General features: G+C 72.3%; 19 protein-coding genes and 1 pseudogene. 12 read left to right on the top strand and 8 right to left on the bottom strand.

Going from position 1 to position 22,826, the window contains the following annotated elements:
* Positions 1-44: 44 nt before the first annotated feature.
* The gene (locus LIV37_RS43415) at positions 45-1,133 is read right to left on the bottom strand and encodes a WD40/YVTN/BNR-like repeat-containing protein (protein WP_020873422.1); all 1,089 of its coding nucleotides are present in this window, start codon (positions 1,131-1,133) and stop codon (positions 45-47) included.
* A 206-nt stretch (positions 1,134-1,339) separates the two neighbouring features.
* Here LIV37_RS43415 and LIV37_RS43420 point away from each other — a divergent pair, with 206 nt between their 5' ends.
* Positions 1,340-2,419, top strand: coding sequence for an NADH:flavin oxidoreductase/NADH oxidase (locus LIV37_RS43420; protein WP_020873423.1), 1,080 nt, complete (start codon positions 1,340-1,342; stop codon positions 2,417-2,419).
* A 112-nt stretch (positions 2,420-2,531) separates the two neighbouring features.
* Positions 2,532-2,933 (top strand): ArsR/SmtB family transcription factor, encoded by a 402-nt coding sequence (locus tag LIV37_RS43425; RefSeq protein WP_020873424.1) that lies wholly within the window; start codon positions 2,532-2,534, stop codon positions 2,931-2,933.
* Here LIV37_RS43425 and LIV37_RS43430 read toward each other — a convergent pair.
* From LIV37_RS43430 to LIV37_RS43440, 3 genes are all read right to left on the bottom strand, one after another.
* Positions 2,847-4,235 carry a nucleobase:cation symporter-2 family protein gene (locus tag LIV37_RS43430; protein ID WP_020873425.1) on the bottom strand — a complete coding sequence of 463 codons (1,389 nt, stop codon included), beginning with the start codon at positions 4,233-4,235 and terminating at the stop codon, positions 2,847-2,849. The genes LIV37_RS43425 and LIV37_RS43430 overlap by 87 nt on opposite strands.
* 235 nt (positions 4,236-4,470) lie before the next feature.
* Positions 4,471-5,814: an FAD-dependent oxidoreductase gene (locus tag LIV37_RS43435; RefSeq protein ID WP_020873426.1), complete on the bottom strand. Its 1,344-nt coding sequence runs from the start codon at positions 5,812-5,814 to the stop codon at positions 4,471-4,473.
* A gap of 180 nt (positions 5,815-5,994) precedes the next feature.
* Entirely contained in the window at positions 5,995-6,678 is a 684-nt protein-coding gene (locus tag LIV37_RS43440; protein ID WP_020873427.1) for a DUF305 domain-containing protein, read from the bottom strand.
* 192 nt (positions 6,679-6,870) lie between these two features.
* Between LIV37_RS43440 and LIV37_RS43445 the strand changes: the two genes are divergently transcribed.
* Entirely contained in the window at positions 6,871-8,352 is a 1,482-nt protein-coding gene (locus tag LIV37_RS43445; RefSeq protein ID WP_020873428.1) for an LVIVD repeat-containing protein, read from the top strand.
* Between the two features lie 10 nt (positions 8,353-8,362).
* Here LIV37_RS43445 and LIV37_RS43450 read toward each other — a convergent pair whose 3' ends face one another.
* Positions 8,363-9,004: a TetR/AcrR family transcriptional regulator gene (locus LIV37_RS43450; RefSeq protein WP_020873429.1), complete on the bottom strand. Its 642-nt coding sequence runs from the start codon at positions 9,002-9,004 to the stop codon at positions 8,363-8,365.
* A 225-nt stretch (positions 9,005-9,229) separates the two neighbouring features.
* On the opposite strand from LIV37_RS43450, the gene LIV37_RS43455 reads away from it, so the two are divergent.
* Positions 9,230-10,288 (top strand): 3-dehydroquinate synthase family protein, encoded by a 1,059-nt coding sequence (locus LIV37_RS43455; protein ID WP_020873430.1) that lies wholly within the window; start codon positions 9,230-9,232, stop codon positions 10,286-10,288.
* A gap of 263 nt (positions 10,289-10,551) precedes the next feature.
* On the opposite strand, the gene LIV37_RS43460 is transcribed toward LIV37_RS43455, so the two are convergent.
* Positions 10,552-10,752, bottom strand: coding sequence for a hypothetical protein (locus LIV37_RS43460; RefSeq protein WP_020873431.1), 201 nt, complete (start codon positions 10,750-10,752; stop codon positions 10,552-10,554).
* A 122-nt stretch (positions 10,753-10,874) separates the two neighbouring features.
* On the opposite strand from LIV37_RS43460, the pseudogene LIV37_RS43465 reads away from it, so the two are divergent.
* From LIV37_RS43465 to LIV37_RS43490, 6 genes and pseudogenes are all read left to right on the top strand, one after another.
* Positions 10,875-11,327: pseudogene (locus tag LIV37_RS43465) on the top strand (tellurite resistance TerB family protein); the annotation flags it as partial.
* Between the two features lie 69 nt (positions 11,328-11,396).
* Positions 11,397-11,762, top strand: coding sequence for an ArsR/SmtB family transcription factor (locus LIV37_RS43470; protein ID WP_243146232.1), 366 nt, complete (start codon positions 11,397-11,399; stop codon positions 11,760-11,762).
* A gap of 69 nt (positions 11,763-11,831) precedes the next feature.
* Entirely contained in the window at positions 11,832-12,422 is a 591-nt protein-coding gene (locus tag LIV37_RS43475; protein ID WP_121823823.1) for a DUF1707 SHOCT-like domain-containing protein, read from the top strand.
* Between the two features lie 115 nt (positions 12,423-12,537).
* Entirely contained in the window at positions 12,538-13,002 is a 465-nt protein-coding gene (locus tag LIV37_RS43480) for a hypothetical protein (RefSeq protein WP_020873434.1), read from the top strand.
* Positions 12,999-13,316, top strand: a complete 318-nt coding sequence (locus LIV37_RS43485) for a winged helix-turn-helix domain-containing protein (protein ID WP_121824934.1) — start codon at positions 12,999-13,001, stop codon at positions 13,314-13,316. The genes LIV37_RS43480 and LIV37_RS43485 overlap by 4 nt, the downstream gene beginning before the upstream one ends.
* Positions 13,317-13,594: 278 nt before the next feature.
* Complete coding sequence (locus LIV37_RS43490; RefSeq protein ID WP_121823822.1) at positions 13,595-17,875, top strand: bifunctional nitrate reductase/sulfite reductase flavoprotein subunit alpha; 4,281 nt, start codon at positions 13,595-13,597, stop codon at positions 17,873-17,875.
* Between the two features lie 13 nt (positions 17,876-17,888).
* Here LIV37_RS43490 and LIV37_RS43495 read toward each other — a convergent pair whose 3' ends face one another.
* Positions 17,889-18,821 carry a M56 family metallopeptidase gene (locus LIV37_RS43495; RefSeq protein WP_121823821.1) on the bottom strand — a complete coding sequence of 311 codons (933 nt, stop codon included), beginning with the start codon at positions 18,819-18,821 and terminating at the stop codon, positions 17,889-17,891.
* A 15-nt stretch (positions 18,822-18,836) separates the two neighbouring features.
* A complete protein-coding gene (locus tag LIV37_RS43500) occupies positions 18,837-19,214 on the bottom strand; it encodes a BlaI/MecI/CopY family transcriptional regulator (RefSeq protein ID WP_020873437.1) in 378 nt (125 codons plus the stop codon).
* 242 nt (positions 19,215-19,456) lie between these two features.
* Between LIV37_RS43500 and LIV37_RS43505 the strand changes: the two genes are divergently transcribed.
* Both LIV37_RS43505 and LIV37_RS43510 read left to right on the top strand, forming a co-directional pair.
* A complete protein-coding gene (locus LIV37_RS43505; RefSeq protein ID WP_020873439.1) occupies positions 19,457-20,683 on the top strand; it encodes a glycosyltransferase family 4 protein in 1,227 nt (408 codons plus the stop codon).
* Between the two features lie 83 nt (positions 20,684-20,766).
* Complete coding sequence (locus LIV37_RS43510) at positions 20,767-21,603, top strand: undecaprenyl-diphosphate phosphatase (protein ID WP_020873440.1); 837 nt, start codon at positions 20,767-20,769, stop codon at positions 21,601-21,603.
* Positions 21,604-22,826 lie beyond the last annotated feature (1,223 nt).

A 22,826-nucleotide genomic window follows, 5' to 3' on the forward strand; every position in this document is an offset into this window, starting at 1 on the left:
CGTGCCACCTCACGATCACTCTCGGCCGGTCACGGCGATCGCCCTCAGCCGACCACCGCGGCCCGGACGCACAGCACATCGGGGAGGTGGTGGGCGATCTGCCGCCAGCTCTCGCCCTCGTCGGCACTCGCGTACACCTCGCCGTTGCGATTGCCGAAGTAGACCCCGGCCGGATCGGCGTCATCGGTGCGCAGGGCGTCTCTCAGCACCACCCCGTAGTGCGGCTCGCCCGGCAGCCCGGCGCACCGCTCCTCCCAGCTGGCGCCCGCGTCCTCGGTGCGGAACACCCGGCAGCGGTAGCCCGGGGGGTAGCGGTCCGAGCCGTCGGCGGCCGGGAAGACGTACGCGACGCCGCTCCGGCGCGGATGGACGGCGACCGCGAAGCCGAAGTCCGCCGGGAGGCCCTCGCTGATCTCGGCCCAGTGCGCCCCGCCGTCGTCGCTGCGGTACACCCCGCCGTGGTTCTGCAGATAGAGCCGGTCGGGGTCGACCGGATCCCGGGCGATCTTGTGGACGCACTGCCCGAACTCGGGATACTGATCCGGCAGGAATTCCGCCTTGAGTCCGCTGTTGGACGGTGCCCAGCTCTCCCCGCCGTCCGCCGAGCGGTACACCCCGCCGGAGGACACGGCGACCATGAGCGCCCGCGGGTCCCTCGGATCGGTGATGACCGTGTGCACGGCCTGCCCGCCGAATCCCTCGCCCCACTCCGGCCGCTGCGGGTGGTCCCACAGGCTGCGGACGAACGCGAAGGTCTCCCCGCCGTCCTCGGAGCGGAACAGCGCGCCCGGCTGGGTGCCCGCGTAGACCACCTCCGGCTCGTCGGGCCCGCCCGGCTCCAGCTGCCACACCCGCTCCAGCGAGGTGTCGGTACCCTCGGGGAACTTCACCGCGGGTCTGGCGGGCTCGTGCCAGCTCGCCCCCAGGTCGTCGGAGCGGAAGACCGAGGGGCCCCAGTGCGAGCTGTCCGCACCGGCCAGCAGCCGGGGGCGGTCGCCCCGGGTGTCGATGCCGACGGAGTACACCGCCTGCATGGGGAAGTGGGGGCCGCTGAGGTCCCAGCCCCCGCTGCCGCCGGGGCGGCCGAGGAAGAGACCCTTGCGGGTGCCGACGGCGAGCAGGACATCGTTCATGACGGCTCACTCCTTGGAGTGCGGGACGGGACGGCGGAACGGATGGATGTGTCCGTCATCACAGAGTCTGCACCCACCCACTGACAACGGCCCGGAAGCGGCCTCGTCATACGAGAGGCTTCGTAATTTGACGATCGTCGTACTACGGTGGTTGCCGTACTAAGCGGCGGTCCGGCCGGACCCCACGAGGAGAAACGGAGACGTTCATGAGCGCCCTCTTCGACCCCTTCACCCTGCGGTCGCTGACCATCCCCAACCGCCTCTGGATGTCGCCCATGTGCCAGTACAGCGCGGACCCGGACAAGGGCGCCGGGGTCCCGCACGACTGGCACTTCGTCCACTACGGTGCCCGCGCCACCGGCGGCACGGGACTGATCCTGGTCGAGGCGACGGCCGTGTCCTCAGAGGGCCGCATCAGCCCCGGAGACCTCGGCATCTGGAACGACACCCAGGTCGAGGCGTTCCGTAAGATCGTCGGTTTCCTCAAGGGGCAGGGCACCGTCCCGGGCATCCAGCTCGCCCATGCCGGCCGTAAGGCGTCCACCGACGCTCCCTGGAGGGGTGGCGCGCCGCTCGGCGCCGACCAGCGGGGCTGGCAGCCGCTGGCGCCCAGCCCGGTCCCGTTCGACGAGGGCCATCCGGTGCCGGACGAACTGTCCGAGGAGCGGATCGGCGAGATCACCCGCCAGTTCGCGGACGCCGCACGGCGCGTGCTCGCGGCCGGTTTCGAGGTGGCCGAGATCCACGGCGCCCACGGGTACCTCATCCATGAGTTCCTCTCCCCGCACAGCAACCACCGCACCGACGGCTACGGCGGCTCCTTCGAGAACCGCGCCCGCTTCGCCCTGGAGGTCGTCGACGCGGTCCGCGCGGTCTGGCCCGAGGAACTGCCGCTGTTCTTCCGCGTCTCGGCCACCGACTGGCTGGAGGAGAACGGCTGGACCCCGGAGGACACCGTCCGGCTCGCCGCCCTGCTGAAGGACCACGGCGTGGACCTCCTCGACGTCTCCAGCGGTGGCAACGCCGCCGGTGTGCGCATTCCGGTGGAGCCGGGCTACCAGGTGCCGTTCGCCGCGCGGGTGCGCCGGGAGACCGGGCTGCCGGTGGCCGCGGTCGGGCTGATCACCGAGGCGGAGCAGGCCGAGAAGATCGTCACCAATGGCGAGGCGGACGCCGTCCTGCTGGGCCGCGAACTGCTCCGTGACCCCTACTTCGCCCGCCATGCGGCGGCCGAACTGGGCGGTCAGGTGCACAACCCGGACCAGTACCACCGCGCGGTCCGGTAGGTCGCGGACGTCACCGTCGTCCCGTCCGGGACCTCGAGTAGTCCGGAGCCGAAGTAGTACGGCGATCGTCAAACTACACTGGAGGTCTCGGAACGAGGCGATAGGAGCAGCCGTGCAGACGCAGACCACGCCGACCGCGCCCCAGCCCCAGGCGCCGTCGCAGGCCCAGGCGCCGGGGCGCTCGCTGGAGCATCCGCGGCGCGAGGCGATCCGCCTCGAGGATGTGCTGCACGCGCTCTCCGACCCCATGCGGATGCGGGTGGTGCGGACGCTCGCCGAGGAGAGCTGCGAGCTGTCCTGTTCGGTCTTCGACCTGCCGGTCAGCAAGTCCACCACCACCCACCACTTCCGGGTGCTGCGCGAATGCGGTGTGATCCACCAGATCTACCGGGGCACCGCCAAGATGAGCGCGCTGCGCCGCACTGACCTAGACGCGCTGTTCCCCGGACTGCTCGACAGCGTCCTCGCCGCCGCCGCCCTCCAGGAGGGGCGCCTCGGCGGCGACCGGGGCTGAAGTCCGCCCGCCCGGCAGGTGGTTGAAGAGCAGATTGAGCGCGATCGCGGTGACGCACCCGGCGCTGATCCCGCTGTCCATCACCGTCTGGAACCAGTCCGGGAACTCCTTGTAGATCCCCGGCACGCCGACCGGCAGCAGTCCCACGGCGACCGACACCGCCACCACCGTCAGGTTGTGGTTGTCCCGGAAGTCCACCCCGGCCAGGGTGCGCAGCCCGCTCGCCGCGACCGTACCGAACATCACCAGGCCCGCCCCGCCCAGCACCGGCGCCGGGATCGCCGCCACCACCGCGCCCAGCTTCGGGCCAAGACCGAGCAGCACCAGCAGTCCGCCCGCGGCCGCGACCACCCAGCGGCTGCGCACCCGGGTCATCCCCACCAGGCCGACGTTCTGCGCGAAGGCGGTGTACGGGAAGGTGTTGAAGACCCCGCCGAGCACGGTCGCGGCGCCGTCCGCGCGCAGTCCGTCCGCCAGCCGCCGCCCGTCGACCGGGCGCTCGGTCAGCTCGCCCACCGCGATGAAGTCACCCGTGGTCTCGGTCATCGTGACCAGCGCGACCACCAGCATGGACACCACGGCCGGGGTCTCGAACGTCGGAGTGCCGAAGTGGAACGGGGTGGACACGCCGACCCAGTCGGCGTCGCCCACCCCGGAGAAGTCGGTGAAGCCCAGGGGTATCGCGGCCGCCGTCCCGGCCACGATCCCCACCAGCACCGCCACCCGGCCGAGGAATCCCGGCGCGAAGCGCTGCACGGCCAGGACGAGGACCAGCACCCCGGCGGCCAGGCCCAGGTTCTTCGGCGCCCCGAAGTCCGGCGCGCCCTGGCCGCCCGCCGCCCAGTTGCCCGCGACCGGCAGCAGCGAAAGGCCGATGACCAGTATCACCGTGCCGGTCACCAGCGGCGGGAAGAACCGCAGCAACCGCCCGAAAACCGGCGCCAGCACGATCATCGCCACCCCGGCCACGATCACCGAGCCGTAGATCGCGCGCAGCCCGCCGCCCTGTGTGCCGATCAGCACCATGGGGGTGACCGCCGCGAAGGTGCAGCCCTGCATGATCGGCAGCCGGACGCCGAACCGCCACAGCCCCACGCACTGCAGGACCGTGGCGATACCGCACAGCAGCAGATCGGCGTTGATGAGATACGCCAGGTCGGCGGGCGACAGCTTCATCGCCCCGCCGACGATCAGCGGCACGGCCACCGCGCCCGCGTACATGGCCAGCACATGCTGGAGTCCGAAGGCGGCGAGCCGGCCGGGCGGCGGCACCTCGTCCACGGGATGGCGTACGGACGTCATGGCGGCTCCTCGCGCGGCGCGGGGTTGGGCGGCGGATCAGGGTGAGGCGACCGTAGAAGGCTTAAACAATCTGTTGATTTCAGGGGTGTTGCCGCCCTGTGTCAACCCTTTGGACCACGCGGACTTGGGGACACGGTCGTGGTGCGCGGCGAGGGCCCGATGCCCCGTGCCAACCTCACGGACGGCGCGGACCCGCGGAACGCCCCCGTGGAAAACGCCCGGCGCCCGGCCCGGTTCACTCCTGCCCGCGCGCCGCGCCCAGCAGCCCCGTCCAGTCCGGGATCTTCACCTTCGTACGCCCCAGCGCCTCGCCGAGCGCCGACTCGGCCGCCTCGATCCGCAGCCAGCCGGTCCACTCCACCGGCTCCACCCCGGCCTCGCGCAGCGCCCGCAGCGGATCCGCCACCACCGGGCGGGCGGCGAGCGCGTCCGCGTCGGCCAGCAGCGAGGCCACGGTCTCCTTGGCGCACGGCCGGTTGGTGCCGATCACCCCGGTCGGCCCGCGCTTGATCCAGCCCGCCACGTACTCCCCGGGCGAGGGCACGCCGCCGCGCAGCACCCGCCCCGCCGCGTTGGGGACCGTGCCGCGGTCCTCGTCGAACGGCATCCCCGGCAGCGGCACGCCCCGGTACCCCACCGACCGCAGCACCAGCGGCGCCTCGATGTCCTCGAACACCCCGGTGCCCGCCACCCCGCCGAGCCCGTCCGGCGCGGTCCGCTCGAAGCGCACCGCGCGCACCGCGCCCTCGCCCAGCAGCGCCACCGGCTTGAGGAAGAACCGCAGATGGATCCGGCGCGGGCGGCCCGTGGGCTCGCGCCGCGCCCAGTCGCGCAGCACCTCGACATTGCGCCGGTTGATCCCCGGCAGCCCCGACGGGTCCGCGTACGCCGGGTCCAGCGCCAGCTCCTCCGGGCGCACCAGCACATCGGCGCCGGTCAGCGCCCCCAGCTCGCGCAGCTCCTTGGTGGTGAACTTCGCCTGCGACGGCCCGCGCCTGCCGACCATATGGATGTCCGAGACCTGGCTCTCGGACAGCGCCCCGAGGGCCGCGTGCGGCACATCGGTGGGCCTCAGCTCCTCCGCCCCGCGGGCCAGAACGCGCGCCACGTCCACCGCCACATTCCCCACCCCGATGACGACGGCGGAGCCCGCCCCGAGCGCGAAGGAGTCGACGGTCGCGTCCGGATGGGCGCTGTACCAGGAGACGAACTCGGTCGCGGAGAAGCTGCCCGGCAGCTCCTCGCCCGGAACGCCGAGCCGCCGGTCGGTGGCCGCGCCCACGCAGTAGACCACCGCGTGGTAGAGCCCCAGCAGCCGCTCGGGCACCAGTGGGGGCGGGCCCACCTGCACATTGCCGAGGAAGCTGACCCGGGGATGCTCCAGGACCGCGCGCAGCGTGTTCTGCAGCGACTTGATCTTCTCGTGGTCGGGTGCGACACCGTAGCGCACCAGCCCGTACGGACAGGGCAGCCGGTCCAGCACATGCACCGACACCTCGGGGACGGCCTGCTGCTGGACGAGCGCTTGGGCGGCGTACACCCCGCTCGGCCCGGAACCGATGACCGCGACACGAAGCACGAGGAGCTCCTTCCGCAGGATGTCTCCAGCATCCCACCCGGCGGGGCGGCCTGTCCGGCACTACGCGCCGAATGACCGGCGCGGGTGACACCGCCCGGCCGCCGGTCCACGGGCCCGCGACCGTGCCGCGAGCCCGGCCCGAACCGGTCAGACGGTCCGCCAGGGCCCCCGGGCCGTCCGCTACGACATCTGCCGCATCCGCCGGATCTCGCTGCTCTGCTGCGCGATCACGTCGTTCGCCATCTCCTCCACCCGGACGTTGTTGCCCTGGGCCAGCACATCCGTCGCCATGGAGACCGCGCCCCGGTGATGGGTGATCATCAGCTTGAGGAAGAGCGCGTCGAAGTCGGCGCCCCTGGCGGCGCGCAGCCGCGCGAGCTGGGCCCCGGTGGCCATCCCCGGCATCTTGGCGTCATGGCCCTCGTGGCCGTCCCCGTCGCCGCCCTTAGGCTCGCCGCCAGTTGTCTTCTGCCAGGCGCGCATCGCCTCGATCTCCGGCTTCTGCCCGGCCGCGATGCGCTCCGCGAGCCGCTTGACCTCTCCCGACTCGGCCCGGTCGGGGGCGAGGCCGGTCATCACCAGGGCCTGCCGGTGGTGCTCGATCATCATGCGGACGTAGGAGCGGTCGGCCGTGTTGGGGGAGTCGTCGTCGCCGGCCTTCGCCGCCTCCTCGGCGGACAGCTTCTTCGCCGCCTCGCCCGGCTTGCCCGGCGCGATCACCGCGGGCTTTCCGTCCTTGCCCTTCCCCGCGTCGGCCGCACCGCCGCTCTCCGCGTCACAGCCGGTCAGGACGAGTGCCAGGGCGGCCGCCGCAGCGGCTGCCGCGAGGGATGCGGAGTGGAGCGTCGTACGGCGGTTCAACACCGTGGCCTCCTGGGGCGCTTGGGATCCGCAGACCGTCTTAGCACGTCAGCGGGGCTCCCGATCCGGGCGCGTTGGGAAATTCTCTTTACGAACATGTTGCCACCTGTTGTGGTGTACATGGATAGAGCGATACTTCCCCCGGTCCGTCAACCGTTCAACTCCGAGCGGAGACGGCGACAAAGGGAGGACGCAGTGAAGCCGTGGGAAAGACCTCCGCAGCGGCGCAGATACCTCGGCGCGGCCGCGGCCGCCTTCGGACTGGTGGCCACCTTGCTGGCCGCGGGCCCGGCGGCCGCGACGCCCGACCCCGGTGACGCTCCCCACAAGGAGCGGGTGACGAAGAGTCAGCAGTCGGAAGCCAAGGCCGCCATCGAGAACGGCGACATCCCCGGCGTGGACCAGATCGTCCACAGCGACAATGTCAGCCACCTCACCAACATCCCCAAGCAGGACCTCAAGGGCGTCAACTCCGACCTGGCCTTCCAGGGCAAGTACGCCTTCGCGGGCAACTACGACGGCTTTGTCATCTACGACATCAGCCGGCCGAAGAGCCCGGAGATCGTGAGCCAGGTGCTCTGCCCGGGCTCGCAGAACGACGTGTCGGTCTCAGGAGATCTGCTCTTCCTCTCCACCGACTCCTCGCGCAGCGACAACTCCTGCAACAGCACCACCCAGCCCGCGACCGAGAAGTCCTCGTGGGAGGGCATGAAGGTCTTCGACATCAGCGACAAGCGGAACCCGGAGTACGTCGCCGCCGTCGAGACCTCCTGCGGTTCGCACACCCACACCCTGGTGCCCGAGCGCAAGGACGTGTACATCTACGTCTCCTCGTACTCGCCCAGCGACACCTTCCCGGACTGCCAGCCTCCGCACGACGGGATCTCCGTCATCAAGGTGCCCCGCAAGGCGCCCGGGAAGGCCGCGGTCATCGACTTCCCCGTGCTCTTCCCGGACGGCGGAAACCCCGGCGCGCCCACCAACCCCGGCGCCTCCCAGACCACCGGCTGCCATGACCTCACCACGTTCCCCGAGCTGAAGCTGGCGGCGGGCGCGTGCATGGGCGACGGCATCCTGCTCGACATCGCCGACCCCGCGAAGCCGCGGGTCATCGACCGGGTCGAGGACAACGTGAACTTCGCCTTCTGGCACTCGGCCACCTTCAACGAGCGCGGCACCAAGGTCGTGTTCACCGATGAGCTGGGCGGTGGTGGGGCCGCCACCTGCAACACCGAAGTGGGCCAGGACCGCGGTGCCGACGGCATCTACGACATCGTCGGCAAGGGCGACAAGCGCAAGCTGGTCTTCCGGAGCTACTTCAAGATCCCACGCCACCAGGCCGACACCGAGAACTGCGTCGCCCACAACGGCTCGCTGATCCCGGCAAAGGGCCGCGACATCATGGTCCAGGCGTGGTACCAGGGCGGCGTGTCCATCTGGGACTTCACCGACTCCGACCGGCCTAAGGAGATCGGCTACTTCGAGCGCGGGCCGCTCTCCAGCGACACGCTCGTCACCGGCGGCTCCTGGTCCGCGTACTACTACAACGGCTACATCTACTCCAACGACATCCAGAAGGGCTTCGATGTCCTGAAGATCCACGACCGGCGCACCGACAGCGCCGATTCGGTCCGGCTGCGCGAGCTCAACACGCAGACGCAGCCCGACTACCGCTGAGCGCCGCTCCCTAGTCCAGAGCGCTCATCCGGCTCCCGCCGGGCGGCTCATCGCCCGGCGGGAGCCCCAGCTCCCAGTCCAGTTCGTAGCGGTGGAACAGCTCCGCCCGCAGCCGCTCGGGCGCCATCGGCGCGCCCGGCAGCAGCACCGCGACCACGGCGCCCATCAGCAGGGCGCGCAGCAGCCGGTAGTCGGTCTCGGGGTCCTCGGAGCCGTAGCGCGTGACGGTGTCCCGCAGCAGGGCGGCCAGCCGCTGCTGCTCGGGGCACTGGATGAAACCCTCGGCCGTGAGGATCCCCGCCATATGCGTCCGCATCAGCCGCGGCCGGTCCCGGGCCAGGCCCAGGATCGCGTCGATCGCCCGGGCCAGCAGCTCCCGCCCGGCCTCCTCGCCCTCCGGCCGCGGCTCCCGCTCGAGCCCCCGCGCCAGCTCCATGTGCATCAGCCGGTGCACGGCCGTCTGCAGCAGCTGCCGCTTGCCCGGGAAGTAGTACGAGACCAGACCGCGGGCCGCCCCGGCCCGGTCGGCGATGTCGGCGAGGGTGGTCGCCTCGTAACCGTGCTCGCCGATCAGCTCGACCGTCGCCTCCAGCAGACGGGCCTGGGATCGGCGCCGCAACTCCTCATTGACCGACGGGCTTCGGGGGACCATGCTATAACTCCTGCGTTGGCTGGCTGTCAGCCAATATACTCAGGGGACATGGGGTTGTCCGCCGTTCCTCTGAGGGCCGCCGCATGTCTCCGCCGGTTCGGGCGACACGGGGGGATCGCCCGAACCGGTGGGGTTCGCCCTGGTGGGACGCCTCTGGAAGTCCTTGCGGGTCCTGCCTCCCAGCGCGTCGCACGCGGCGCAAGCGAGGGGAAGGCAGTCTTGAGCATGTCGACTTCCAGTCCGGCCGCCGGTTCCGCGTCTGCTTCCCGGCAGGTCACCGTCGGGCTGGCCGAACGCTCGTACACCGTCCACATCGGACACGGTGTGCAGCGGCTGCTCCCGCGGGTGGTGGCCGCCCTGGGCGCGCGCAAGGCGGTGGTGGTCACCGCGCGGCCCCCCGAGCGGACCCCCGACCCGGGTGTGCCCTCGCTCGTCGTACAGGCGCGCGACGGGGAGGAGGCCAAGGACCTGGCCGCCGTGACGGACCTGTGCCGCCGGTTCGTCGGATTCGGGCTGACCCGCTCGGACGTGGTGGTGTCCTGCGGCGGCGGCACCACGACCGACACGGTGGGCTTGGCCGCCGCCCTCTACCACCGGGGCACACCGGTCGTCCATGTGCCGACCTCGCTGCTGGCCCAGGTGGACGCGAGCGTCGGCGGGAAGACCGCGGTCAATCTGCCCGAGGGGAAGAACCTGGTCGGCGCCTACTGGCAGCCCGCGGCCGTGCTCTGCGACCTCGACCACCTGGACACCCTGCCCGAACGGGAGTGGCGCAACGGCCTCGGCGAGATCGCCCGCTGCCACTTCATCGGCGCGCCCGATCTCGACCGGCTGCCGCTGCTCGACCAGATCGCGGCCAGTGTGACGCTCAAGGCGGGCGTCGTCGCCGCGGACGAACGCGACACGGGCCTGCGCCACCTCCTCAACTACGGCCACACCCTGGGGCATGCGCTGGAGCGTGCCACCGGATTCGCACTGCGGCACGGGGAGGGCGTGGCCATCGGCACGGTGTTCGCCGGGCGGCTGGCCGGCGCGCTGGGGCGCATCGGCCCGGAGCGGGTCGCCGAGCACCGTGACGTGGTCGCCCGCTACGGCCTGCCGGCCGGGCTGCCCCCGCATGTCGCCGTCTCCGAGCTGGTGCAGCTGATGCGGCTGGACAAGAAGGCCACCGATGGGCTGACGTTCGTCCTGGACGGCCCCGAGGGGCCCGGACTGGTGCGCGGGATCCCCGAGGAGACGGTCAGCGCCACCCTCGCGGAGATGCCCCGCGAGGCGGAACGGTGATGTGGCACGAGCCGGAGGGATGATGCGCCCAGCGCGCCGGAATCGCGATACGCCGCGGTAGTCGGCCCGTTCGCCCCAGGGGCACACGCCGGGGCCGTCGGCCATCCTCCACGGGAGCGGCGATCCGGCGGCCGAGGCCGAGGCCGCCCGGCTGTGCCATCGGCCGTGCACCTCGCTGATCGTTCATGCGGAGCACACGCCACTGCTGCTCGCCCTGGACGATGTGCGGCACGGCGACCCGGCCTCCTGGAGCCGGGCGCTCCTCAGCCGGTGGGTGTGCTGGAGCCGGGCGCGCTCGAGCCGGGCGCGCCGGACCACGCGGCGGGCAGAACCTCGTCGACGGGCCCGCGCCGCACGCGGCGGCCGCCGTCGAACGGCGCGGGCTCCTCGGTCAGCGCACGGACCGCGGGCAGGTCGTGGCTGATGAACGGCGGGGCGGTCGCGGCCGGGGCCAGGGGAGCCACGGGCCGTGCGCCGCGCCGGATGCAGCCGACGAGGTCATGGCCCCCGCGCGCGAGGAAACTCTACAAACCTGTAGATTCTGTTTTCTCCCCACAATGGAGGTATTACTGAGAAGGAGATGCAGATGACGCTGTGGGACCGCCTCAGGGACTCGGTCCAGACGATGCAGGCTCAGCTCACGGCGAAGAAGCACGAGTTGCAGAGCGGGGCGTTCCGGGACGCGAGCATGGCCATGTGCGCCCTGGTGGCGGCGGCGGACGGCACGATCGACCCGTCCGAGCGGCGGCGCGTCGCCCAGCTCATCGCCACCAACGACGTGCTTCAGAGCTTCCCCCCGGACGATCTGCACCGCCGCTTCGAGGACCACCTCGACGAGCTCACCACGGACTTCGCCCTCGGCATGGCGAGCGCCATACGGGAGATCGGCAAGGCGAAGCGGAGGCCGGCGGAGGCCCGTGCCGTCATCCAGATCGGCATTGTCATCGGCTGCGCCGACGGCTACTTCGACGAGAGCGAACGGGACGTCGTCCGCGAGGCGTGCTCGGCCCTGGACATCCCCCCGACCGAGTTCGACCTCCACCGCCCCCTCCGCGTCCCCCGCCCGTACCGGGCCCCGGACGAGCTCCCGCAGGCGGCCGGCGAGCGGGTGTCGGGGCGTGCGGGCTCCGGTACGGGGCGGGCGATACGCCCCGGGGCCGCCGTACCCGGCGACGACCTCCAGGTCTTCCTCAAGGCGCTGACCAGCGGAACCCGCCAGAAGCTCTTCGCGCACTTCGCCGACGGGGAGGAGCTGACCGTCGGCGAGGCCGCCGAGCGTGCCGGACTCGGCCCGTCGACCACCTCCGAGCACCTCGCGGTCCTCCGGCGCGGCGGCCTGCTCCAGTCGACGCGCAGCGGCAAACTGGTCCGCTACCGCGCCGACAGGGAGGGCATCGCCGAACTGCTCGGCCAGCTCCACTCCTACCTCCTCGCCCCCTCCGAACCGCAGGACACCCCGCCCGCCCACGGCTAGTGCCGTGACCGGACGGGTCCGCCGGATCGGGCCATCACCGCGGCTCCGCCACGGCAGTAGAGTGCGACGGTGACCTCTCCGCCGGAAAACCCGCCGTCACTCGTCAGCGAAGACGACCGCGACACTGCCGTGCGGCGCCTACAGGACGCGTACGCCGAAGGGCACATCTCGCACGAGGAGATGGACCAGCGCCTCCACACGGTGCTCACCGCCACGACCCACGACGAGCTCGTGTCGGCCCTGGCCTCGCTCCCGGCGGAGCCCCCGGGCACCACGTCCACGATCGCCGCCCACAGCGGACGGATCCGGCGGCGCGGCCCATGGCGGGTACCGCGAACCCTCAGGGTCGAGTCGGCGTTCGGCAGGGTGCATCTGGACCTGTCCCGGGCGATCATCGAGCATCCGGTCATCGACATCGAGCTGGGGCTCGGCACCGGCAGGGCCAGGATCACGGTGCCGCGCGACGCGATCGTGGACGTCGAGGGCCTGCAGACCGGATGGAAGGACCTGCGCTACAAGCCCCGGCCGCGGCGCTCCCTCCCCGGCGGCCCGGGTGGCCCCGGCGGCCTCGGTGGCCCGGGCGGCGCGGGCGGCCCGAAGATCCGGATCTCCGGGGCCGTGGGGTTCGGGCGCTTGAAGATCCGCCACGCGCGGCGTTGAGGCCCCATCCGGCGCCGGAACCACCCGCCCCGCGCTCCTTGGGTCCTCCGGCTCTTGACTTTCCTATCGGGAAAGCAGGACGCTTACTTTCCCGATAGGAAAGTGAGGTCTCGGCATGGACGACATCGCTCCCGAGCAGGCCCGCACCGCCCTCGACGCGGCCGACCGGGCCCGGCGCCAGGTGGCCGAGGAGGTCGGCCTGCCCCGTGGCTACTGGTGGGCCATGGCGGTCGGCTGGCTCCTGCTGGGCGTGCTCGGCAATGTGCTGCCGCCCTGGCCGGCCGGGGTCGCGACCGTGGGCTTCGGCGTGGGGCACGGAGTGCTCGCGTCGCGCCTGCTCGACGGACGCCGGCGCACGGGGCGGCTCCAGGTGAGCGCGGCGGTCGCCGGCCGCCGCATCCCCCTGGTCGTGGTCGGCATGCTGCTCGGGCTCATCGGGGTCACCGTCCTGGTGGCCCTCGCGCTCGACGCCGACGGCGCAGGCCATGCCGGCATCTGGGCGGCGGCGCTGACCGCGGCCGTCGTCGGGTTCGGCGGGCCGGAGATGCTGCGCGTGCTGCGTCGGTGGGCGCGGGCATGACGAAGGCGCGATTCGATGAGCTGATCCATCCCAGCACCCGGCTGTCGCTGGTGGCGACCCTGGCAGCCGCCGACTGGGCGGAGTTCGCCTTCCTCAAGGACCGGCTCCAACTGTCCGACTCGGCGCTTTCCAAGCAGCTCACGACACTCGAAGAGGCCGGGTACGTCGCCACGGAGCGCCGGCTCAGCGGCAGCCGCCGGAAGGTGCGCGCCCGGCTCACCAGCGCCGGCCGGGATGCCTTCAACGGCCACATCGAGGCACTGCGAGCGATCGTCGCCGACGCCGCGGCACCGACCCAAGAGCCTCCCGTGTGAGGCCATCACGGAAACGCGGGCCTCACGGGTCAGCCGGAACGCGCACCGCCCGGATCGCCGCCGTGTCCCCGGCACGGCGGCGAATCGACATGCTCATCCGCGCACAAATCGACACGCGACGACAACATTACGGTCGTATGATCCCTGCTCACAGGCGCCCTCCAGGCCCTGTGCGGTGGAGTTAACCCCTGGTGACCGGCCTGAGAGACCTGCGCAATGAGCGGTTCGTACCGTCACGAAAGGCTGGACTGGACCGAGCACAGGACAAGGAGGCGCCCGTGGTCGCGTCGGGCTCCCGGAGCGAGGACACGACGAAGACGACGAAGGCGGTGCGGACGGTCTGCTCGTACTGCGGTGTCGGATGCGGCTTGGTCCTCGATGTCGGCAGGGGGCCGGACGGGCGCCGTACGGTCCTGAAGGCCTCCGGGGACAAGGAGCACCCCGCGAACTTCGGCCGACTGTGCGCCAAGGGTGCCACCACGGCCGATATGCTCGCCGCCCCCGGGCGTCTGACCACGGCGCTCCGGCGTCCGCACCGTGCGGAAGAGCCGGTGCCGACGTCCCGGGACGCGGCGATCGCCGAGACGGCGCGCCGGCTGCGGGCGATCGTCGACGAGCACGGGCCGGACGCGGTCGCCCTCTATGTGTCCGGGCAGATGAGCCTGGAGGCGCAGTACCTCGCGAACAAGCTGGCCAAGGGGTTCCTCCGCACCAACCAGATCGAGTCGAACTCCCGGCTGTGCATGGCCAGTGCCGGTACCGGCTACAAGCTCTCGCTGGGCGCGGACGGGCCACCGGGCTCCTATCAGGACTTCGACCAGGCCGATGTCTTCTTCGTCATCGGCTCCAACATGGCCGACTGCCATCCCATCCTCTTCCTGCGGATGATGGACCGGGTGAAGTCGGCCGGTGCCAAGCTGATCGTCGTCGATCCGCGCCGCACCGCCACCGCGGCCAAGGCCGATCTGTTCCTGCAGATCAAACCGGGTACGGACCTGGCGCTGCTCAACGGGCTGCTGCACCTGCTGCATGCGAACGGCCACACCGACGCCGGGTTCATCGCCGCGCACACCGAGGGCTGGGAGGCGATCCCGGAGTTCCTCGCCGACTACCCGCCCGCCACCGTCGCCGAGATCACCGGCATCCCGGAAGACGACATCCGCGACGCCGCCCGGCTGATCGGCGGGGCGGGCGAGTGGATGAGCTGCTGGACGATGGGCCTCAACCAGTCCACGCACGGCACCTGGAACACCAACGCGCTCGTCAACCTCCATCTCGCCACGGGCGCGATCTGCCGCCCGGGCAGCGGACCCTTCTCCCTGACCGGACAGCCCAACGCCATGGGCGGCCGGGAGATGGGCTACCTGGGGCCGGGACTCCCCGGTCAGCGGTCGGTGCTCGCCGACGCCGACCGGGCCTTCGTCGAGAAGCTGTGGGAGCTGCCGCCGGACACGATCCGCGCGGACGGCGTCGGCAAGGGCACCGTCGAGATGTTCCAGAAGATGGCCGACGGGGACATCAAGGCGTGCTGGATCATCTGCACCAACCCGGTCGCCTCCGTCGCGAACCGCAAGACGGTCATCGAGGGCCTGGAGGCCGCCGAATTCGTCGTCACGCAGGACGTGTTCGCCGAGACGGAGACAAACGCGTACGCCGATGTCGTGCTGCCCGGTGCGCTGTGGACCGAGGCAGAGAGCGTCCTGATCAACAGCGAGCGCAATCTCACCCTGGCTCAGCCGGCCGCCGATCCGCCCGGCGAGGCGATGGCGGACTGGCGCGTCATCGCGGCCGTGGCCCGGGCCATGGGCTTCGACAGGGGCTTCGCGTACGACAGCGCGGAGGAGATCTTCGAGGAGATCAAGCGCGCCTTCAACCCGTCGACCGGCTGGGACCTGCGCGGAGTGAGCTACGAGCGGCTGCGCTCCACCCCGGTTCAGTGGCCGGCCGCGAGCGCCGAGGGACCCGACCGCAATCCGATCCGGTACGTCGGTGCGGACGGCTCACCGAGCTTCCCGACCGCGAGTGGCCGTGCGGCCTTCTATCCCCGCCCGCACATACCGGCCGCGGAACTGCCCGACGACGACTGCCCGTACCTGCTCAACACCGGCCGTCTGCAGCATCAGTGGCACACCCTGACGAAGACGGCCAAGGTGCCCAGGCTGAACAGGCTCAACCCCGGTCCCTTCGTGGAGGTGCACCCGCGGGACGCGGCCGAGCTGGGCCTCGCCGAGGGGGATTCGGTGGAAGTCGCCTCGCGGCGCGGCCGGGCCGTGCTGCCCGCGGTCGTCACCGACCGGGTGCGGCCGGGCTGTTGTTTCGCGCCGTTCCACTGGAACGACCTGTTCGGGGAGTACCTCAGTGTGAACGCGGTGACCAGCGACGCCGTCGATCCGCTGTCGTTCCAGCCCGAGTTCAAGGTGTGCGCGGTTTCGCTGACCAAGGTGGCCACCCCGGTGACGGTGCGGACTCCGGCGGCGGCGGACGCGCAATCCACGGCCACGGTTTCCCCTGCGACTACGGCGTCCACCGCGGGCACGGCGTCCACCACGGCCCTGTCGTCCACCGCGGGCACGGCGGTCGCCCCACCGCCCGCCGTCCTTCCCGCAACCTCCGCTCCCGCCCCGTTCGGGCTGGACCCCGCCCCGCCGCCGGCCCTCACCGAACACGAACGCCGTTACCTGACCGGCTTCCTCGCCGGTATCCCGTCCGGCACCCCCGGAGTGCCGGTGCTGCCCGCGGACGCCCCGTTCAGCCCCTCGCACGCCCTGTGGGTGAACGGCGTACTGGCCGGAATGTACTCCAGAGCCGAGGCGACGCGTCCCACCGCGCACGACGTCGGCGACTCCCCGCGGTCGTCCTCCCCGCCCGCGGACGCGCCGCGCCGCCAGGTCGTGATCCTCTGGGCGTCCCAGACCGGGAACGCGGAGGAGTTCGCGGCCGCCACGGTGGAGCGGCTCACCGCGCACGGCCACGCCGCCTCCCGCGCGTCCATGGACGAGGCCGACCCTGCCGCGCTGCCGTCCGACGCCGACCTGCTGCTGATCACGAGCACCTTCGGCGACGGGGACGCACCGGACAACGGCGCCCGCTTCTGGGCGGCCCTCGCCGGGCCCGACACCCCGCGCCTGCCGGACCGGCGCTACTCCGTCCTGGCCTTCGGCGACTCCTCCTACGGCGACTTCTGCGGCCATGGCCGCCGCCTCGACCGGCGTATGGAAGAGCTGGGCGCCGTGCGGCTGGCCCCGCGCACCGACTGCGAACCGGACTACGAGACCGAGGCCGGGGCATGGCTCGACCAGGTACTCATCGCGCTGAAGAGCGCGGAGCGACCGGCCCCCGCCCCGGCCCCGGCCCCCGCCCCGGCCCCGGTCCCCGCTCCCGCCCCGGCCCCCACCCTCGCAGCCGCCCCCGCGGCCGGGACGGCTCCGCGCCCGAGCCGTCCCGCCCCTGCCACCGCCCGCCTGACCGGCAACCGCCGCTTGAGCCTGCCGGGCGCGGGCAAGGAGGTCCGCCGCTTCACCTTCGACACCCGCGACAGCGAGACCCCACTGGGCTACGAGGCCGGTGACGCCCTGGCGGTGCAACCGCTCAACCGGCCCGAGCTCGTGACCGAGTGGCTGGCCGCCACCGGCCTCGACGCGAACGCGACCGTTCAGGTCGGACACGTGGGAGAGGTGCCCTTCGCCGAGGCCCTGTCGCGCCATCTCGACATCACCCGCATCACTCCCGGCCTGCTGCGCTTCGTCGCCGATCGGACCCGCGACCCCCGCGATCTGCGGAAGCTCCTGCGCCCGGACAACAAGGGAGAGCTGGCGAAGTGGTCCTGGGGACGGCAGGCCGTGGACGTGCTGGCCGAGTTCGGCATCCGGGCCGGGGCGCAGGAGTGGACCGGCCTGCTGGGCCGCCTGCGGCACCGCCTGTACTCCATATCGTCCAGCCCGCTGACCGACCCCCACCTGGTGTCGCTGACGGTCTCCGTCGTCCGTTACGAGAACCTGGCCGGCCGTCCGCGCCAGGGCGTCTGCTCCCCCTTCCTCGCCGACGCGGAGCCGGGCACCCCGGTACCGGTCCGGGTCCAGCGCGCACCGCACTTCCGCCCGCCCGCCGACCCCGCCACGCCGGCGGTGATGGTCGGCCCCGGCACCGGTATCGCGCCCTTCATCGCCTTCCTGGAGGAACGCCGGGCCCGCGGCCACCACGCCCCGAACTGGCTGTTCTTCGGGGAACAGCACCGCGCGACCGACTTCTACTACGAGGAGGAGCTGACCGGGTTCCTCGCCGCGGGCGTCCTCACCCGCCTGGACACCGCGTTCTCCCGCGACGAGCGCGCGAAGAAATACGTTCAGGACCGCATGCGCGAGCACGGCCCCCTGCTGTGGTCCTGGCTCCAGGACGGTGCCCACTTCTACGTCTGCGGCGACGCTTCCCGCATGGCCAAGGACGTCGACCAGGCCTTGCGGGACATCGTCACCGTCCACGGCGGCCTGAACGAGGCCGAGGCGGCGGCGTACGTCAAGCAACTCGCCACCGACAAGCGCTACCTGCGCGACGTCTACTGACCGCCGCGTTCCATCAGGCGCCGACGGCTTCCAGCAGGAGATGGAGGTCGTGTGCGGCCTCGGCGGTGGACAGGACAGTGACGGCGAGGACCGTGGCTGTCACGGCGGCGAGGACGGGGTGGCGGCCGAACGGGGGAGCGAGGAGGGCGGCGACGCGGCGGGGCACGGGCCCGGCGGCGGCGAGTGGGGTGCGGCGGCCGAGGATGGCCAGGGCGGCGCCCGGGGTGCGGCCGGAGGCGTGGTGGGCGGCGAGGGCGGCCTTGCCGACGGTGCGGGCGACCCCCTCGCGGTCTCCGGTGGCGGCGGCCGCGCTCTCGTCGGCCCACCGTTCGATGGTGTAGGTCACGGCCGTGGCGAGGGGGCGCAGCAGGGGGTTGGCGGCGGCGCCGAGCTGGGCCAGGGCGACGAAGGCGTAATGGCGGCTCGTCAGGTGGGCGCGTTCGTGGGCGAGGAGGATGTGGCGCTCGGTCTCGTCCAGAGTGTGCAGCATGCCGGTGGAGACGACGACGCGGCCGGGCAGGCCGGGGATCGCGAAGGCGTTGGGGGCCTCGTCCTCGATCACGACCAGGCCGTCTTCGGCGGGCATGCAGGCCGCTTCCAGGGCGGCGGTGGCCAGGGTGCGGGCGCGCCGCCAGAGCATGCGGGCGGCCATGAGCACGGCGGCGCCGAGCAGTAGCCCGGCGATCAGGGCGACGGACAGTTCGGCGGGGTCGTCGCGCTGCGCGGTGTGGGCCGACCAGTGGCCGAGGCCGGCCAGCTGGGGGAAGCGGATCAGTCCGGTGATGGTCAGCAGCCCCAGCGAGATGGTGGTCGCCGTGCCCAGCAGGAGGGCGGAGGCGGTGAGCAGCCAGGTCGCCAGGCGGGGTTCGCATCGCTCCGCCAGGGGGCGTGCTCCGAGGGGAGCGAGCAGGGAGAGCAGCAGGGGGATGTAGACGGCGATGCGCATCTGGGCGGCCTCTTCCTACTGGTCGGGGTCGAGCAGTTGGCGCAGCAGGTCCGCGTCGGTGGTGGACAGGCCGTCGGCGAAGCGGGCGAGGACGTCCTGGCGGTCGGACCGCTCTTCCAGGACCGAGCGCATGCGGCGGGCGGCGAAGCCGGGGTCGTCGGTCACGGGGGCGTAGGCGTAGGCCCGGCCGCGCGGGGTGCGGGTGAGCAGCTGCTTGGTGTGCATGCGGGTGAGGATCGTCACCACGCTGTTGTAGGTCAGCTGGCTGCCGAGGCGTTCGGTGACCTCGCGGGGGGTCAGCGCGCCGTCGGCCCGCTGCAGCAGTTCGAGGATCTCGGCCTCGCGTGCACCGTTGGGCCGCTTGGGGCCCTGTCCTGGTGTGCGGGTGCCCATGGATTTGGCGTCCCTTCCCTCATCTTCTACAGTCGTGTAGAACTCCTACACCGGTGTAAAAGTCACTGTCTCCCAAGTGTGCCATGCGCTCGTACCCGGGCCGAACCCTGCCCCGGGCGGCGCACGGCCGGAAAGGAACCTGCGGTGCCGCTGGCTCTCGATCCGCTGGATGCCGCCCAACCACTGGTCGGCCGCCGCGCCCGTACCCGTACCGCCGCGGAGCCGACCGTGGGGAGCGCCAAGTGAAGATCACCTTCCTGATCCACAACGTGTACGCGATCGGCGGCACGATCCGCACCACGCTCAATCTCGCCGCGGCCCTCGCCGACCGGCACGAGGTGACGATCGTGTCGATGCTCCGCCACCGCACCCGCCCGCGGTTCGTCATCGATCCACGGGTGACGGTGGTGCCCCTGGTCGACATCCGGGAGAACAGTGCGGACGGCGGCGATCCGCTGCTGTACCGGCCGGCCGAGGTCTTCCCCACCGCCGAGAAGCGGTACGGGCAGTACAGCCGCCTCACCGACCACCGGGCGCGGGAGTACCTGCGGAGCTGCGACGCGGACGTGATCATCGGCACCCGGCCGGGCGTCAACGTGTACCTGGCCCGCTTCGCCCCGCCCCGGGCGCTGCGCATCGCCCAGGAACACCTCACCCACGACATGCACACCAAGAAGCTGCGCGCCCAGCTCGCCCGGGACTACCGTGACCTGGATGCCGTGGTCACCACGACCGACGCCGACGCGGCCGTCTACCGGGCGAAGATGCGGCTGCCGGGCGTGCGGATCCTGGCCGTCCCCAACGGTGTGCCCGACCCCGGCCTGCCGCCCACCGACGGCAGCGCCCCCGTCATCGCCGCGGCCGGGCGCCTGGTGCGCGCCAAGCGCTTCGACCTGCTCATCGAGGCATTCACCGATGTCGCCGCCAAGCACCCCGACTGGTCGCTGCGCATCTATGGAGCGGGCACCGACAAGGAGCGGCTCCAGCGGCTGATCGAGGAGCGGGGCCTGGGCGGCCGGGCGGCGCTGATGGGCGCGGTGTCCCCGATCGAGGCCGAGTTCGCGAAGGCGTCGATCGTCGCCTCCGCCTCCGACGCGGAGTCCTTCGGCATGACACTGGCCGAGGCGATGCGCTGTGGCATACCGGTGGTCGCCACCGACTGCCCGCTCGGCCCCGCCGAGATCATCAACGACGGCGTCGACGGCCGCCTGGTCCCCATGGGCGACCGGCGGGCGCTGGCCGCCGCGCTGAGCGACCTGGTCGCCGACGAGCCCGGCCGCCGCGGCATGGGCGAGGCCGCCCGCGCCGCGGCCCGCCGCTTCGACCCGGCCCATGTCGCGCACGCCTACGAGGAACTGTTCGGCGACCTCGCCGCCACGCGTTCCGCCCGCGCCTGGCAGCGCCGCAAGGCCCGCTGGCGCAACCGCGCGGGCCGGGCCCTGCGCCGCCTGCGCAGCCCGCGCCGCTGACCCCACCCCACTGACCGCGGCCGCACCGCGCCGTTTCCCCCTGCGCACACGGCCCGCTCCAGCCATCACAGAAACGGATCCAGATGAGTGCCATCAGCATCGGCCAGGCGGCCATCCTCGGCATCGTCGAAGGCGTCACGGAGTTCCTCCCCGTCTCCTCCACCGGCCATCTGAAGATCACCGAAGGGCTGCTGGGCATCCCGGTCGACGACACCTCCGTGGTCGGCTTCACCGCCGTCATCCAGGTCGGCGCGATCGCCGCGGTGCTGGTGTACTTCTTCAAGGACATCGTGCGGATCGTCTCCGCCTGGGGCCGCGGACTCGCCCACCGCGAACAGCGCTACCACCACGACTACAAGTTCGCCTGGTGGGTCGTCTACGCCACCATCCCGATCGTGCTCGTGGGCCTGGCCGCGAAACCCCTCATCGAGGGCCCGCTCGCATCCCTGTGGGTGGTCGCCGCGTCCCTTGTCGCCGGGTCCGGTGCGATGTGGGTCGCCGACCAGATGGGCCGCCACAAGCGCGGCGAGGACGACACGGGCTTCAAGGACGCCATGCTGGTCGGCTGCTCGCAGATCCTCGCGCTGCTCTTCCCCGGCTTCTCGCGCTCCGGCGCCACCATGTCCACCGCGCTCATCCTCGACCTGGACCGGGTGGCCGCCACCCGTCTGTCCTTCTTCCTCGGCATCCCGGCGCTGACCGGCGCGGGCCTGTACGAGCTGAAGGACGCCGTCGGCGCCGGGGTCGGCACCGCCCCCCTCGTGGTCGGCACCGCCGTCTCGTTCGTGGTCGCCTACGCCTCGATCGCCTGGCTGCTGAAGTTCGTCGCCAAGCACTCCTTCAACGCGTTCGTCATCTACCGCGTCGCCATCGGCCTGCTGCTCCTCGGCCTGCTGGGCACCGGAGCGCTCACGGCATGATCGCTTCGCGTACGGTCATCCGCCCACCGCGCCGGATCCCGTGGCTGGTGCTGGTCGCCCTCGCCTATGCCGTGGCCCAACTCGCCCTCGTGGTCCCACACCTTGGGCTGGGCTGGGACGAAACGGTGTACCTCTCCCAGGTCGACCCGCACCGCCCGGCGGCGTACTTCAGCGCCCCGCGCTCGCGCGGCATCAGCCTTCTGGCCGCCCCCGTCCTCGCCGTCACCGACTCCATCACCGTGCTCCGGGCCGTCCTGGCGCTGCTGTCCGCCGCCGCCCTGTACGCGGCCTACCGCGTCTGGCGGCCGCTGCTCGGCCCGAGGCGGACCGCCCTGGCCGCGCTGCTGTTCGCCGGCCTGTGGACCACCATGCTCTACGGACCGCAGGCCATGCCGAACCTGTGGGTGGCCCTGTCCGCGGTGGCGGCCGTCGGCTGGTTCCTGCGTACCGCACACCCCCGTGCGGGGCGGCGGGCCCTGCTCGGCCTGGGCGCCATGGTCGCGGCCGCCACCTGCTTCCGCTTCTCCGACGGCGGCTGGCTCGCCCTGCCCCTGCTCGCGGCGTGCGCGATCGTCCCGGCCCGGCGGCGCCCGGCGCCCGCGCTCGCCGTGGTCGGCGGATTCGCCGTGGGCGGCGCCGAGTGGATCGCGGAGGCGTACGCGCGCTGGGGCGGGGTCGGCGCCCGGCTGCACCTCTCCAGCACCACCGAGGGCGGCATGGGCACGCACTGGGCAGGCGGCATGGCATGGCGCAGCCTCAACGGCCCCCTGCTCTGTCGCCCCTGCCACGTCCCGCTCACCCACCCCGAGCTCACCCTGTGGTGGCTGGCCCTGCCCGCCCTCGCCCTCATCACCTGCGCCCTGGCCTGGCACACCCGGCGCGACGCGGTCATCCTGCTCCCCACCGCCTGCGCCACCACGCTGAGCATCCCCTACCTGCTGCTCATCGACTACTCCGCGCCGCGCTTCCTGCTGCCCGTCTACGCCCTGCTCTCCCTCCCACTCGCCGCCCTGGCAGCACACTCCGCGCAGGCCATCCGCCCGCCCCGCGCCCGCGCCCTGGCCGCCGGACTGGCAGCCGCGCTGCTCGCCCTGCACCTGTCCGCGCAGCACGAGGTCCTCGACCGCGACACGGCCGCCGCCCGCGCCACCGCCGCCCGCTACCGCGCCGCCGCCCACGACCTGCGCCGCCTCGGACTCACCCCGCCCTGCCTGGTCAGCGGC

The organism is Streptomyces rapamycinicus NRRL 5491, assembly GCF_024298965.1.
Lineage (GTDB): Bacteria > Actinomycetota > Actinomycetes > Streptomycetales > Streptomycetaceae > Streptomyces > Streptomyces rapamycinicus.